This window comes from Paenirhizobium naphthalenivorans, assembly GCF_007992095.1.
Lineage (GTDB): Bacteria > Pseudomonadota > Alphaproteobacteria > Rhizobiales > Rhizobiaceae > Allorhizobium > Allorhizobium naphthalenivorans.
In genome coordinates this window covers 21,336-34,455 of record NZ_BJZP01000020.1, presented here as the reverse complement: position 1 = coordinate 34,455, position 13,120 = coordinate 21,336, and the positions used below count along the sequence as shown (strand labels likewise).

The 13,120-nt window shown below is 58.7% G+C and carries 15 protein-coding genes; 6 read left to right on the top strand and 9 right to left on the bottom strand.

Annotation, left to right across the window (positions count from 1 at the left end; all coding sequences use genetic code 11):
* The first annotated feature begins 2 nt into the window (after positions 1–2).
* From RNA01_RS17090 to RNA01_RS17075, 4 genes are all read left to right on the top strand, one after another.
* Positions 3–746 (top strand): ABC transporter ATP-binding protein, encoded by a 744-nt coding sequence (locus RNA01_RS17090; protein WP_235916730.1) that lies wholly within the window; start codon positions 3–5, stop codon positions 744–746.
* The gene (locus RNA01_RS17085; RefSeq protein WP_235916716.1) at positions 743–1,963 is read left to right on the top strand and encodes an NnrS family protein; all 1,221 of its coding nucleotides are present in this window, start codon (positions 743–745) and stop codon (positions 1,961–1,963) included. The genes RNA01_RS17090 and RNA01_RS17085 overlap by 4 nt, the downstream gene beginning before the upstream one ends.
* Positions 1,964–1,965: 2 nt before the next feature.
* Positions 1,966–3,168, top strand: a complete 1,203-nt coding sequence (locus RNA01_RS17080) for an NnrS family protein (RefSeq protein ID WP_147181425.1) — start codon at positions 1,966–1,968, stop codon at positions 3,166–3,168.
* A gap of 570 nt (positions 3,169–3,738) precedes the next feature.
* Positions 3,739–4,284: a DUF309 domain-containing protein gene (locus RNA01_RS17075; RefSeq protein ID WP_147181424.1), complete on the top strand. Its 546-nt coding sequence runs from the start codon at positions 3,739–3,741 to the stop codon at positions 4,282–4,284.
* 90 nt (positions 4,285–4,374) lie between these two features.
* Here the strand turns inward: RNA01_RS17075 and RNA01_RS17070 are convergent, their stop codons facing one another.
* The 9 genes from RNA01_RS17070 to RNA01_RS17030 all read right to left on the bottom strand — a co-directional run bounded on the left by RNA01_RS17070 (position 4,375) and on the right by RNA01_RS17030 (position 10,918).
* Entirely contained in the window at positions 4,375–4,704 is a 330-nt protein-coding gene (locus RNA01_RS17070) for a hypothetical protein (protein ID WP_235916715.1), read from the bottom strand.
* A 10-nt stretch (positions 4,705–4,714) separates the two neighbouring features.
* Complete coding sequence (ccoS, locus tag RNA01_RS17065; RefSeq protein WP_234617868.1) at positions 4,715–4,864, bottom strand: cbb3-type cytochrome oxidase assembly protein CcoS; 150 nt, start codon at positions 4,862–4,864, stop codon at positions 4,715–4,717.
* A gap of 58 nt (positions 4,865–4,922) precedes the next feature.
* Positions 4,923–5,729: a DUF2189 domain-containing protein gene (locus RNA01_RS17060; protein WP_147181423.1), complete on the bottom strand. Its 807-nt coding sequence runs from the start codon at positions 5,727–5,729 to the stop codon at positions 4,923–4,925.
* 13 nt (positions 5,730–5,742) lie between these two features.
* Positions 5,743–5,940: a hypothetical protein gene (locus RNA01_RS17055; protein ID WP_147181422.1), complete on the bottom strand. Its 198-nt coding sequence runs from the start codon at positions 5,938–5,940 to the stop codon at positions 5,743–5,745.
* Positions 5,941–6,822 carry a cytochrome-c oxidase, cbb3-type subunit III gene (ccoP, locus tag RNA01_RS17050; protein WP_147181421.1) on the bottom strand — a complete coding sequence of 294 codons (882 nt, stop codon included), beginning with the start codon at positions 6,820–6,822 and terminating at the stop codon, positions 5,941–5,943.
* A complete protein-coding gene (locus RNA01_RS17045; protein ID WP_147181420.1) occupies positions 6,813–6,983 on the bottom strand; it encodes a cbb3-type cytochrome c oxidase subunit 3 in 171 nt (56 codons plus the stop codon). The genes ccoP and RNA01_RS17045 overlap by 10 nt, the downstream gene beginning before the upstream one ends.
* Before the next feature lie 7 nt (positions 6,984–6,990).
* Positions 6,991–7,740 (bottom strand): cytochrome-c oxidase, cbb3-type subunit II, encoded by a 750-nt coding sequence (gene ccoO / locus RNA01_RS17040; RefSeq protein WP_170253505.1) that lies wholly within the window; start codon positions 7,738–7,740, stop codon positions 6,991–6,993.
* A gap of 3 nt (positions 7,741–7,743) precedes the next feature.
* Positions 7,744–9,402: a cytochrome-c oxidase, cbb3-type subunit I gene (gene ccoN, locus RNA01_RS17035; RefSeq protein WP_147181418.1), complete on the bottom strand. Its 1,659-nt coding sequence runs from the start codon at positions 9,400–9,402 to the stop codon at positions 7,744–7,746.
* Between the two features lie 562 nt (positions 9,403–9,964).
* On the bottom strand, positions 9,965–10,918 hold the full coding sequence (locus tag RNA01_RS17030) for a LysR substrate-binding domain-containing protein (protein ID WP_147181417.1): 954 nt from the start codon (positions 10,916–10,918) through the stop codon (positions 9,965–9,967).
* Between the two features lie 204 nt (positions 10,919–11,122).
* Here RNA01_RS17030 and RNA01_RS17025 point away from each other — a divergent pair, with 204 nt between their 5' ends.
* Entirely contained in the window at positions 11,123–12,154 is a 1,032-nt protein-coding gene (locus tag RNA01_RS17025) for an alpha/beta fold hydrolase (protein ID WP_147181416.1), read from the top strand.
* Positions 12,123–13,073 carry a ThiF family adenylyltransferase gene (locus tag RNA01_RS17020; RefSeq protein WP_147181415.1) on the top strand — a complete coding sequence of 317 codons (951 nt, stop codon included), beginning with the start codon at positions 12,123–12,125 and terminating at the stop codon, positions 13,071–13,073. Before RNA01_RS17025 ends, RNA01_RS17020 begins: the two co-directional genes overlap by 32 nt.
* The last annotated feature ends 47 nt before the right edge of the window (positions 13,074–13,120 follow it).

The following is a 13,120-nucleotide window of genomic DNA, read 5'->3' as shown; positions in this document are numbered from 1 at the left end:
ACATGTTGAGGCTCGATCATGTCGGTCATGCCTTTCTCGGGCGCACGGTGCTCGACGCCATCGCTCTTGAGGTCGAGGCCGGTGAACTCGTCGCCCTGGTCGGGCCGTCCGGTTCCGGCAAGAGCACCCTTGCCCATATCGCTGCCGGTCTTCTCGAACCTCGCCAGGGGCATGTCACACGCGGCTATCGTGGCCATGCCGTGATTTTCCAGGAGCCGCGGCTGATGCCGTGGGCGACGGCCGGCGACAATATCGCCTTCGGGCTCAGGCGCCACCATTTCAAACGTTCCGTCTGTCGGCAGAAGGTTCTGGCCGTCGCCGACCGCGTCGCTCTGGATGCCCGCGATCTGGAGAAATTCCCCTCGCAGCTTTCCGGCGGCATGCGCCAGCGCACCGCCATCGCCCGCGCATTGGTGGCGGAACCGGATTTCGTCTTTTTCGACGAACCCTTCACGGCTCTTGACGTCGCGCTCAAGCGCCGGATGCAGGATATCGTCATCGACACGGTGGCGGCAACCGGGCAATCGGGCCTCTTCATAACGCACGATCTCTCCGAGGCGGTGCGCATCGCCCATCGCATTGTCGTGCTGGAGCGCCATGGCCGTGGCATTGCCGGCAGCCGGACGGTGCCGCTCTCTCCAGGGATGCGCGACGATCGTATGGTGTTCGAAACCGTGCAGGCGTTTCTGACCGGGGACCGGCTGTTTGCCCATGTCAACGATTGCGACGAAAGGAGCCTGGCGTGACGGTCACCCTTCTCGAAACATCCATCGACCGGCGCGGTCGCCTCGACGCCATGACCGGCGAAGGTTTGCGGCTGTTCTTTCCGCTGGCCGCCCTGCATGCGGCACTCTGGCCCTTGCTCTGGGCTGTCGTCTGGGGCTTCGACCTGCCCTTTGCCAACACCACGATGCCCGCTCAATGGCACGCACAGGAGATGATCATCGGCTCGTTCGGCGCCGCGCTGATCGGTTTCCTGACCTCCGCCCTGCCCGAATGGACAGATACGCCGCGCCTTCACGGCCGGCCGCTCGTCGTTCTTGCCGGACTGTGGGGCGTAGCCCGCCTGGCCGGCCTTGCCGGAGCCGAGATGCTGATCCTCGTCTCCGCACTGGCCGACCAGGCGTGGCTGATCTTCCTCATCGCCTATGCGCTGTATCTCTCCTGGCGCCGCCGGACAGCCGGGCTGATCGGTTTCATCCTCTTCCTGTCCGCCCTGGCGGTCGCCGCCGGGTTGCTGCGTCTCGCCATGCTGCAAGGCGATGTCGACATCGGCGAGACTGCTATACGGCTCGCCACCTTCGCCTTTCTCGGCCTGCTCGGCCTCGCCCTGTCGCGGATCACCGTCCCGGTCACCAATCTCGTGCTGGATCCGACCGAGGTCACCTCGCCCTATCGCCCGCATCCCGGCCGGCTCAACCTTGCGCCGGGCCTCGTCGGTCTGCTGCTCGTGGCGGAGATTGCCGGGCTGTCCGGGCCGGTGCGGGGCTATCTGATGGTGGCGGCCGGCGCCGCCTTCCTCGATCGCGTCGCCGAGGGTTTTGTCGGGCGAGAATCGCTGCGGGCAGAACTTGCCACCCTATCGCTGTCGAGCGGGTTTGCCGGTGCCGGCCTCATCGTCGGCGGACTGTCGCTGGTCGGGCTGCCGCTCTCGTTCATCGCCGCCCTGCACATGATGTCGATGGGCGGCCTGGGGCTCGGCCTGCTCGCCGTGCTCTCCATTGCCGGGTTGCTGCATACCGGCCAGCCTTTGCGTATCCCGGCGGTCGCAAAGCTTGGCCTTCTGCTGATGGCGGTTGCCGTCATACTGCGCATCGCACCGGAATTCCTGCCCGACTTGACGCTGCCCGGCGGCCCGCACGCCGTCGCGGCCTTGTGCTGGGCTTTTTCCCTCATCCTTTGGCTCAGGGCCTACCTGCCGCTCCTATGGTCGCCCCTGACCCTCGACACCGAAAGCTGCTGACAATGGCACATGCTCTTCAAAACGGCTCCAGACCCTGGCTCGCCCATGTCTTTTCCGGCGGGTTTCGTCCCTTCTTCCTGTTCGGCGCGCTGCAGGCGGCGCTGATGATCGCCCTGTGGGTGCCGTGGTTTCTCGGTCTCCTGCATGTGCCGACGGCGCTATCGCCGATTGCCTGGCATCAGCACGAACTGCTGTTCGGCTATGTGCCGGCGATCATCGCCGGTTTCCTGCTGACGGCAGTGCCCAACTGGACCGGCCGCAAGCCGCTGCGCGGCCTGCCGCTCGGCCTGTTGTTCTCCCTCTGGCTTGCCGGACGGCTGGCGATTTCGTGCTCGGAGCATATCGGCCTTACGACCGCCGTCGTGATTGCCGGCGCCTTCCTTCCGGTGCTGGCAGTGCTGATCCTGCGGGAACTGGTCGCGGCCCGCAATCAGCGCAACTACAAGGTCGTCGCCGTGCTTGGCCTGCTCTTTGCCGCGCAAATGGTCTTTCACTACGAGTTCAACCGCTTCGGCCGAATCGAGCTCGCCGACCGCATCGCCATTGCCACCATTGTCCTGCTGATCTCGCTCATCGGCGGCCGCATCATCCCGGCCTTCACCGGGAACTGGCTGCAGCAGAACAATCCGGGACGCATGCCGCGGCCGTTTGCGGGTTTCGATCAGGCCGTGATGGCGCTGTCGATCGCAGCGCTGGTCGCATGGCCCGTGACGGTGCGGGTCGAAAGCCTGGCGCCGCTTGCCGGCCTGCTGATGGTCGTTGCGGGGATCGCCCAGTTCATCCGCCAATGCCGTTGGGCGCCAGAGCGCACGCTGGCCGAACCCTTGCTGACGATCCTGCATGTCGCCTTCGTCTTCGTGCCGCTCGGCTTTGTGCTGACCGGCCTTGCCCTGCTGCTGGACGATGGCGGCCTGCGGACGGCCGGCGTCCATGCCTGGACCTCCGGCGCGATCGGCACCATGACGCTTGCCGTGATGGCCCGGGCGACGCGGGGACATGCCGGCCAGTCGCTGCACGCGCCGGCCTCCAACGTGCTGGTGATCTTCATTCCGATCGTGGCTGCGGCGCTGGCGCGGCTCGCTGCGGCAATCGTTCCCGATTATACGTTGGTGCTGCTGCCGCTTGCCGGCGTGCTGTGGATCACCGCATTCCTGGGCTTTGCCGTTCTGTACGGACCGATGTTGCTGCGCAAGAGGATCGGCTAGACGGCAGCTCGATCCATATGGCCCTGAGGCCTTGGCGGGACAGATCCGGCAAAGACCAGCCTGTTCTCCGCATCGATGCATCCCAGGGTGCGGCCGGGGATGGGATGGTCTGTTGCGCGTTCAGCGACTTTGCGAAGGGCATGACGCGAACCCTGCTAATTACTGGCAGCTTTACCGCGCGGTGGTCGTTTAATCGAGAACTGTTGACAGCAAGACGCTGCTGTCCTGGATCCAGGGCGAGCATGTATCGCCGTCGGTTGCGAGCTTCGACATCCTACGCCGTATCGAGCAGCGTCACCGGTTGTCGGAGGGGTTATTTCAAAGCTAAGCTGCCACACGCTTTGGCCAGATCCTATAACAAGAGTTCAAATAGCCTGTGGCCAGATCGTTCGGTGTCGGATCCCACATAGGACATACTTGCGCACAGCGTGACCAATAAGAATTTCTCAAAGGGTCGGTTGAAGCCGTGTCAGCTTCAGAGCAGCAACAGCCTCTGTTTTGCACTGCAGATTGTTTCTGACGACGCTCCACACCTCATATGGTATGACCACCCATTGCGGAGGTAAATATATGAAACGTCGTCGTTTATTACCCCAGAGACGTTTTCCGAATTATGCCTATCTGCCAGGCAGGTTGCCACATCCCATTCGACATCCTGCAGGCCATAGTTATCAGGTTGAGGTTATTCACCCTGCTGCGGACATCGATTCTGAAGAGTTCACATGGGGATGCGAGCTGTTCAACCATGGTTATTACTGGGAAGCACACGAGGCATGGGAAGGGATTTGGCAGGTTGCGGACAAGGGCAGTCGGCTGCGGTCCTTATTGAAAGCGCTGATCCTTCTTTCTGCCGCCGGAGTGAAAATACGCGAAGGCAAACATACCCCGGCAATGCGCCATGCCGGACGTGCTGCGGGTCTGCTTCGGGAGCTGACAACGTCTCGGGACGAGCGATTTGTCCGTGCACTCGCCATGGAACCGTCAGCAATAGCCGACGCTGCTGAAGCGACTGCTCGCACTCTGCCCGTTCTGTCGGTGAGTGCGTTGGGCAAACCCGAGCCCGTTTTTGATTTCATCCTTGCAGATCATCAAAGCGTGCGGTCGACGGCGCCATGAGCTTGGATGTCGTCTGGGACTTTGGCCGACCCTGCTTAGCTCTCGACACGCAGATCGGATTTTCTGCCGTTTGCTGGATCGTCGTCCGCGTCAATCGGCGCGCACCGTCACGCCGCGCACCACAGCGAAGATGGCTCCGACGAGCCCTCCCGTGACAATACCGGCCGATCCACCGGCAAAGGCAGCCACAATGCAGTAGCCAGCGAGCGCCAGGCTGAAGCTTGGCGCCAGGTAAACGGCGGCGGCAATGCCGACGAGCGCGCCGACAACCCCGAACACGAATCCCATTCCGGTCACCGCATCGGACGGATCGATGACGATCACTCGATGATCGTCTGCCGGCGCCCGTGGGCCTTCATGCCTTTCGGTGTCTGTGATTTTTCCAGCTTGCATTTCTACCTCCAAGATCTGCGGCAGCATGTTGAGCGCCTCAGCCGATTTCATCATTGTCGTCGAGAAGAATTCGAACCGCCGCACCGTCCAGATCGTCATATTGCTTGGCACGCACCGACCATAGGAAGGCAAGCAATCCCACGGCACCCATTGTCACGGACACCAGAACCAGCATCACCAGCGCCATGATAGACCTCCGTCCTGCAGTGTGCCCGCCCACAAACATTCCGCACGAAACACAACCATTATCGCATCTCCCGGTAAGCGTGCCAGGTGGCATGGCCGAGCCAGGGGAAGATGACGATCAGCCCGAGAAGACCAGTGGCGAGGCTGGCCAGGAACAGCGCAAGGACGATCGCGCCCCATGTCAAAGTGACGCGAAGATTGTTCCACACCATGGTCGTGCTGATGCCCATGGCGGTGAAGGCGTCAATGCGCCGATCAAGCAGCATGGGGATCGAAAACACGCTGATGGCGAAGGCAAAGCCGGCAAAGAGCGAGCCTATGAAGCCACCCACAGCGAGCATGGCCCAGCCCGTGGGCGTCGTCACCAGCATGTTGGCGACTTGGTCAAGACCTGGAAATGGCTGAATGCCAAAGAACAGTGCGTAGACCAGGACGGCGGCGCGCATCCACAGCAGGATGAGCATGACGAGCAGCATGCCGGTAAAAAATACCTGGGCGCCCGCCTTTGGGCGAACCGCCACCATCGTGCGCAGGGAGAAGGGCTCGCCCAGTTCGATGCTGCGGCTCTTGAGGTACAGGCCGGATGCGATGATCGGTCCGACGATCAGGAAGCCTGCCAGTGCCGGGAACAGGAAATAATCGCGGCCGGTATCGAACATGTAGGCGATAAAAACGATTGATGCGACGAAGACGAGCAGACCATAGAGAAGACTGGGGACGGGACTGATCCACAAATCCTTCCAGCCGCGCGATAGCCATCGCAACGGAGCGTCGGCGGACAGATTGCGCTTCCACTGAATGTTGCGGGTTTCCTCGATATCCGAAACCTCGGACATCAAGACAGGCGCATGGTCTTTGCCGGTCATCATCGTATCCTTTTCAACATGCCGGTTTGGCCGCACGAAACTGGCCCGGCTGACCGCCCTTGTCCTTCAGATGGGCGACGCAATCCGGCTGGCTCGAAATGGCCACATAGGCCAGATGGGCATTGGCAGCGACCAGCACCACAACGACCACCGTGACCAGCAACCATATCGCCTGAAACCGGGTCACCGCTTTAGTCGCATGATGAAGCATTCAGGGCTCCATCGGTCCGAGAGCGTTCACATAGAGCGCCAGAACCTTGATCTCGACCGGCGACAGCCGTTCGTCCCAGGTTGGCATATGGCCCTGCCGACCGCCGTGAATGGTGTCGATGATGGTCTGTGGGGTGCCTCCATAGATCCATGTCTGGTCGGCAAGGTTCGGCGCGCCGAGTTCCAGATTGCCCCTGCCATCGTCTCCATGGCAGGCAACGCAATTCGTCTGGAACACCGCGCGCCCGGTGTCTACCTGTCCTATATTCTCGGCTGTCGAGGCAGCAGGATCACTGAGCGTCCTGACATAGAGCGAAACATCCCTCACCTGCTGGCGATCAAGGATCTCATCGCGGCCGAAAGCCGGCATCTGCCCGATGCGCGTGTCGGGATGCCGCGAGTTGATGCCAACGATCAAGGTCTGGGCAATCTGCTCGGCAGTCCCGCCCCATATCCAGTCGGCATCGGTCAAATTGGGATAATTCGCGCCGCCCTTACCGTCTCGTCCGTGGCAGGCGGCACAATTGTCTCCGAAAAGCTGGTGGCCATTGGAGCGAACCTTGGCCATCAACGGCTGATCGGCCCGAATTTCGTCAAAGGACATGGCATCGATCCTGGTGACCCACGGCACTCTGGCGGCTTCACTCTCCACCAAGCTTTCCTCGACAGTCGTTCTCTGGTCTTTTCCAAGAATGCCCTTGGTGTATGTCGCACCCAAGGGCCAGGACGGCATCAGAAACCACCATAGAACCGCGAAAAGATGGGTGACGATCAGGAACAGCAGCACGCCTTTGGGGATCGGCGTGTCCAACTCGCGGATGCCGTTCCAGACATGGCCCGTCGTCTTTCGCCCGGTGACCGGATCGACGTCTTTCAGATCCACGGCCGATCCTCCTTGTCGAAAACTTGCTCCTCGGCATTCTTGAAGCGTTGCCTGTTGGACGGCAGAAACGTGTAGATCATCACGCAGATCGAAAAGCCGATCAGGTAAAACAGACCCCACGTCTTGGCGGTTTCGACCAGAGTATCATGATTGATATCCATTGCGTCCTCAATTCGTCGGATCGGGCATCTGTTCCGGAGCGGCGGTGTTCTCGTAGGCTGCCTTGGTCAATTGGCCGAGCACCTGCAGATAGGCGACCAGTGCGTCCATCTCGGTAACGGTCGTCGTAACGCCATCGAAGGCAGAGACCTGGGTGGCCTCGCCGTAGCGCTCCGAAACCCCGGACGCCTGATCGGTGTCTGGCATCGCCTGCCCATAGGCGTCTGCTGCGGCGTTGGTGATCATCTCTTCGGTATAGGGAACGCCGACAGTTCGTTGGGCCTGCAGCTTCAGCGGCAGATCCTCGAGCTTAAGCGGCGTTGTGCCCAACCAACGGTAGGAAGGCATGTTGGATTCCGGCACGACATCGCGCGGATTGTTGAGATGCGCGACATGCCAAAGATCAGAATATTTGCCGCCGATACGGGCAAGATCGGGTCCGGTCCGCTTCGACCCCCACAGCATCGGGTGATCATATTGGGACTCGACCGCAAGCGAATAGGGCCCATACCGCTCCACTTCGTCGCGAAGGGTGCGGATCATCTGGCTATGGCAGGCATAACAGCCTTCGCGGACATAGATGTCGCGACCCGACAGTTCCAGGGGCGTGTAGAGACGCATGTCGGCAACATCTTCGACGGTTTCGTCGATGGTGAAGAGGGGTGCGATTTCGACGATGCCGCCAACACTGGCGGCTGCGATAATTGCCAGCATGAAACCGATTGCCGATCGTTCGAGCTTTCCGTGCATGTCTGACATGATTTACTCCGCAACCGGGTGGGCGACATGGTCTGATTGACCAGCGCCAAGCGGCAGGTCCTCCCGGGAGTCATCCGACACCACCCGAGGCAACCTGACCGTCATCCAGACATTGTAGGACGCAACAATCGCGCCGAGCAGGAAGAGCAGGCCGCCGAAGGCACGGGCGATATAGTAGGGATACATTTCGACCAGGCTGTCGACGAACGAGTAGACCAGCGTGTTGTCCGGGGAATAAGTCCGCCACATCAGTCCCTGGATAATTCCGGAATTCCACATGGCAAAGACGTAGATCAGCGTGCCGATCAGCGCGAGCCAGAAGTGGACCTCGACAAGGGTGTCCGAGTACATCCGTTCCCGCTTCCAGATTGCCGGAACGAGCGTATAGAGCGAACCGAACGTGATCATCGCCACCCATCCCAAAGCGCCCGAATGCACATGGCCAACGGTCCAGTCGGTATAATGGGACAGCGAATTGACCGGGCGGATCGCCAGGAACGAGCCTTCGAAGGTCGATAGCCCATAGAAGAACGCCGCCATCATGATGAAGCGCAGCGTTGCGTCGTCGCGCACCTTATGCCAGGCGCCGTTAAGCGTCAGCAGGGCGTTGCCGGCCGAGGCCCAGGATGGGACCAGGAGCATAACAGAGAAGGTCATCCCGAGATTCTGCACCCAGTGCGGCAAGGCCGTGTAGTGCAGATGATGGGATCCAGCCCACATGTAGAAGAAGGTGATGCCCCAGAAGCTTAGGATCGACAGGCGATACGAGAAAATAGGCCGATCCGCCCGCTTCGGCAGGTAGTAATAGAGCATTCCCAGAAAGCCGGCCGTCAGGAAGAACGCAACGGCATTGTGCCCATACCACCATTGAACCATGGAATCCTGGACACCCGCCCAGATCGTATAACTCTTGGAATGGGCAAAGGAGATCGGCACGGCCAGATTGTTGACGATGTGGAGAATGGCAACCACGAGGATGAACGCCAGATAATACCAGTTGGCCACGTAGATATGCGGCTCCTTGCGTTGCGCCAGCGTGCGCACGTAGAGCACTAGGTAAGTCACCCATACGATCACCAGCCAGATATCGGCATACCACTCGGCCTCGGCATATTCCTTGGACTGCGTCACGCCGAGAAAATAACCCGACACGGCAATGAGACAGAAGAGGTTGAAACCGAACAGCACGAACCAGGGCGAGAACTGCCCGGCAAGACGGGCGCGAGATGTGCGCTGAACCACATGGTACGACGTGGTGATCAGCGCATTGCCGCCAAAGCCAAATATGACACCATTGGTGTGGGCCGGGCGTATACGTCCAAAACTTGCCCAGGATGTGTCGAAATTCAAGGCTGGCCAGGCAAGCTGGGAGGCAGCCCAAACGCCGATGAACATTCCGAAAATCGCCCAGGCGAGAGTTAAGCCGACCCCGACCTTGATAGGATCGTCGTAGTAGCGCGTAAATCTGGCCGGGTCCGGCTCCGCCCCAAAGCTCCCCGACATCAGCAGGACCAGAAGTCCCAAACTGTAGAAAAGGACGATCGCACCATGCACACCCATCGTGTCGGCGCGACCTGCTGCAGCCATGGCAATGCCTAGAATGACCATAATGATAAGAATGGCCGCGCCCAAACTACGTTCGCCCGACGTCAACTGGCCCATTGATCTGCCTTCTTCGATTGTGGGGCGGTTCTACGCCTATCAGCGGGTTGAATTGTTTATTCAACCGTTGTGGCCTTTGGTCTGCGGACTGGACTGCTGACCGACCGCCTGCCTAGAAAAAAGTCAAGTTGCCTATCAGTTTATCGGCACTCTGCGGAATGATACAGCGCAAACGATTTTTCCTGAAGCCTTTTAAACCTAGGATCGAAGAATTCGCCTGGACTGCCTGCGGTGCAGTACGGACAGCAAAGAGCCCAACGCCTTGATGGGATTGGAACTGACGACCCGGTTGATAATCGACTTTATGCTGTCCGGCGCTACGGTCGGGCTGCTAGCAGTGTGCGCAGTAGTGCGGGTCCGCCTCAGCCGAAGAACGGCAGATCAACGCGGCAAGATCAAAAAGCTCAATCTCTGGTGCCCTTGCCTCGCCGCTTTTTAAGGAATCCGTTGAAGACACTGCGCAGTTTTGGGCAACCTATCGAGTAGGACAGACCTGAGAAATCCTTCGACAATCGCGGGCCTCAGCACGACGAACCGAGGGCAGTGTCATGGGGCTTTACGACTACGCTATCGGAGGAACGTGGGCTGCAGCGAGGCCTGCAATTTGAGGCAAAGGCGCTGAGCTATATCCGCCGCCTTTCCGCCCTGTCGGGGCATGAGCCTGATGTTTTAAACTCTCCCTCATGTGCTCGTAAAAGCGATCATGAATCCTATTTTGGCGATCTTTATTGCGTAGCGCCGAGATTTTCACATGAGGCAGCGATGGCAATCCAAACCTCCCATCTATGATGCTTCCTCCATGTGGAATTGTACTTTCCTCGACGGCGGATACGACTCGGCCAGAGAGGATCGCTGAGTGGATGGAAACGATGCTATTGCTTGAATAAACGAACTTCCACTCCCGATTGTTTTGATTCAGCGACCGAATCATTACGTCGCGGCAAACACACCCGAGCGGAAAACCCGTCAAGGGAACCGGTTCAGAATCGCTGATTTCGGTTTCTGAGGAACCTACCCATAGCAATCTCTCCGTTCGGAGAGTTTCTCCCATTTGCTCGTCCGCCATGACTGGCGTGAGAAGAATGTCGATCTCGCCCTTTTTAAGTTTTTCGAGGTTTTGGTCACGGTTCGAGCAGTTCACGGTCATTGTAACATTCGGATGTGCAGCCGAGAACTCGTTGAGGATTTCGGGAAGCAATATAACAGCATAGTCATCGGATGTTCCCACGCGGATCTCCTCTCGCTGCTTCATCGATTTGAGATCGGACTGCAACTCATCATTCAACCGTAGAATTTCAACCGCGTACGGTAGGAGGGCATCACCTTCATCCGTCAAGCTGAGCGATCTTCCGGAACGGTATGTTAATTTGCAGCCCAGAATTTCCTCCAGCTTTTGCATTTGCATGGTTATCGCGGACTGGGTACGGAAGAGGATTTGGGCGCTACGTGTGAAGCTTCCTGTATTCGCTATCGTGACAAATGTCCTAAGAAGGCTGGTCTCGATATTTTGCAACATTTACCTCTCCCTTAAGCACCGCTGCATCCGGTGGCGCAGGCATAGTGCCATCTTACGCTCATTCTACAAGTTGTAAAACCGCGTAACATCGCGGGGGACTATCAGAAGCGCTGATGCAACTATCAGTCGTTTAAATTTCCATGAGTAAATTTGTCCAGTTAACGTGAAAGCATAAAGAACGAGATCCGCTTGAGGAGAGCCGGCGTGCGAGAACGTTTCGATGAACTTTCAGGCTGCATAGTATCCCCAGTCCCAAGTGTATTCCATGCAGCAAACCTCGCGCTGGTCCGGCATTCTTCTAATAAACCTGGGTTTGAGCGCACACCGGTGTTGTTTTTTCATGGTGCGACCGTTCCAACATTGATGACATCCGCCTTTCGCATCGATGGGCGATCCTGGTTCGATGCGTTGGCCGCCTCCGAAAGATCTATCTACGGGATCGATCTCCTCGGTTACGGAGAGTCTGACCCATACCCACCAGTTATCGAGGACGCCGGCGTTGATCCTCGCGAGTTCGGAACTGGCGAGAGGCTTGTTCCTGAAATAGACGCAGTCGTCGACCTGATCCGGGCGGAAAACGGCGCAGAAAAAGTTCACATTATAGCGATCTCACGCGGGGCAATTCCCGCCGGCTACTATGCGACCGCGTATCCCGAAAAGGTGCAGAGCATCACCTTTCACGGCCCGATTACACGGCAATCCGGTATGGGCGCGGCAGTTGTTCAGAAATACTTCGGGACACCGTCGCTGCCACCGATCTCCCACTTCGCGGTAAGTGCTGAGGACAGGTTCGTCCTGCTGCGAGATGATCGGCCGGCCGGAACGCCATCGCCGCTCGAAGAAGACTTCGTTCGCAATTGGGCTGCTGTTTACAGCGAGCGTGTGCACGGCGACCGGAGCAAGATTGGCGAGCCTATCAAGGCACCTATGGGCTTTGCGGTAGATATCAGCAGTGCCTGGGACGACGTCTATTTCGACGAAAGCCGACTGACGATGCCGACGTTCATCATCCGCGGAGAGTGGGATGAATATCTGACGCCGGCCGCGAGCTGCCAGCGGATGTTTGAGAGAGTTTCAAGCCCGAAGAAACTATATCTCCAGCTCCCTGAGGGAACGCATTCGATGATGTTCGAGCGATGCCGCCACGCAGTGCACCGCTACACGAAACTGTTTCTCGACGAACACGACAACAATGGAGGAAGTCATGCAAAAGAAGCCGCGCATCATTACGCTTGAAGGGAAGAAGGACCCGGCATTCTACCGGGAGCGGACCAAGCGGAACGAACTGTTCCTTGGCGTTGGTCGCGAACAAATGACGCTTTCGCAGCAGAAACTTGCCAATGCTGTGGTCGGCGTGGCAGGTGCTGGTGGACTGGGTGGTGGCCTCGCCATGATGCTCGCACGTCTCGGCGTGGGGCATATCAAAATCTGTGACCCCGATAGCTTCGAGGTTACGAACATCAACCGTCAGCTCGGGGCGACTCCCGAAACGATTGGACACAATAAATCGATCGTCGTCGGCGAACTCATTCATCAGACAATGCCGGATGTGACTGTCGAGATTTTTCCGGAGGGAATGCAGAAGCATGTCGCGAAGGAGTTCGTCGAAGGCTGCGATCTCCTTGTCGACTGCGTCGACTTTTACCTCGTCGATCAGCGTTACGACATGCACAAGGCGTTTCGTGAAAGCCCAACCTGCAAGAGCTGTGTTGCAGGCACGGTGGTCGGGTGGGGGGCAAACGTCTACCACTTCACTCAAGATGGTTTGACGCTCGAGGATTTCTACGGGATCCCGGCCGACGCGGAACAAACCGAAGAGGTGGTCGACAAGCTGGTGAAGCTTCAGGCGTCGTTCTTGCCGCGCTTCCCCAGCAAGGATGCGATCTACGACTACATGCGGGATACGGGCAATGTTCCCATCCTGTCTCTCGCTCCTCCTCTTGGCCAATACATGATCGTGGCCCGCGCTGCCCTGATCCTTATGGGGCTCGACAAAGCGCCCTACTGCACCGAATTACCGCCGATGCCTTCCTATCTCTGGATGGACGCTTCGACGATGGAGTGCGGGGTCTACGAGTTCAATGGCGCATTCGTCAACGAAGACGAATTCGAGACGCACTTCAAAAACTTCGAACCGGAACGTCTCCGGGCCTAAATTCTCTCTACGTTTCGAGACGGTGATCCCCATGACAATCGAGATAG

What these genes read in the sequence shown, in the direction of transcription:
- RNA01_RS17090 (WP_235916730.1), top strand. Translation starts at nt 3, where the DNA reads ATGTTGAGGCTCGATCATGTCGGTCATGCCTTTCTCGGGCGCACGGTG.
- RNA01_RS17080 (WP_147181425.1), top strand. Translation starts at nt 1,966, where the DNA reads ATGGCACATGCTCTTCAAAACGGCTCCAGACCCTGGCTCGCCCATGTC.
- RNA01_RS17075 (WP_147181424.1), top strand. Translation starts at nt 3,739, where the DNA reads ATGAAACGTCGTCGTTTATTACCCCAGAGACGTTTTCCGAATTATGCC.
- RNA01_RS17070 (WP_235916715.1), bottom strand. Translation starts at nt 4,704, where the DNA reads ATGCTGCCGCAGATCTTGGAGGTAGAAATGCAAGCTGGAAAAATCACA.
- ccoS (WP_234617868.1), bottom strand. Translation starts at nt 4,864, where the DNA reads ATGGCGCTGGTGATGCTGGTTCTGGTGTCCGTGACAATGGGTGCCGTG.
- RNA01_RS17060 (WP_147181423.1), bottom strand. Translation starts at nt 5,729, where the DNA reads ATGACCGGCAAAGACCATGCGCCTGTCTTGATGTCCGAGGTTTCGGAT.
- RNA01_RS17055 (WP_147181422.1), bottom strand. Translation starts at nt 5,940, where the DNA reads ATGCTTCATCATGCGACTAAAGCGGTGACCCGGTTTCAGGCGATATGG.
- RNA01_RS17045 (WP_147181420.1), bottom strand. Translation starts at nt 6,983, where the DNA reads ATGGATATCAATCATGATACTCTGGTCGAAACCGCCAAGACGTGGGGT.
- ccoO (WP_170253505.1), bottom strand. Translation starts at nt 7,740, where the DNA reads ATGTCAGACATGCACGGAAAGCTCGAACGATCGGCAATCGGTTTCATG.
- ccoN (WP_147181418.1), bottom strand. Translation starts at nt 9,402, where the DNA reads ATGGGCCAGTTGACGTCGGGCGAACGTAGTTTGGGCGCGGCCATTCTT.
- RNA01_RS17030 (WP_147181417.1), bottom strand. Translation starts at nt 10,918, where the DNA reads ATGTTGCAAAATATCGAGACCAGCCTTCTTAGGACATTTGTCACGATA.
- RNA01_RS17020 (WP_147181415.1), top strand. Translation starts at nt 12,123, where the DNA reads ATGCAAAAGAAGCCGCGCATCATTACGCTTGAAGGGAAGAAGGACCCG.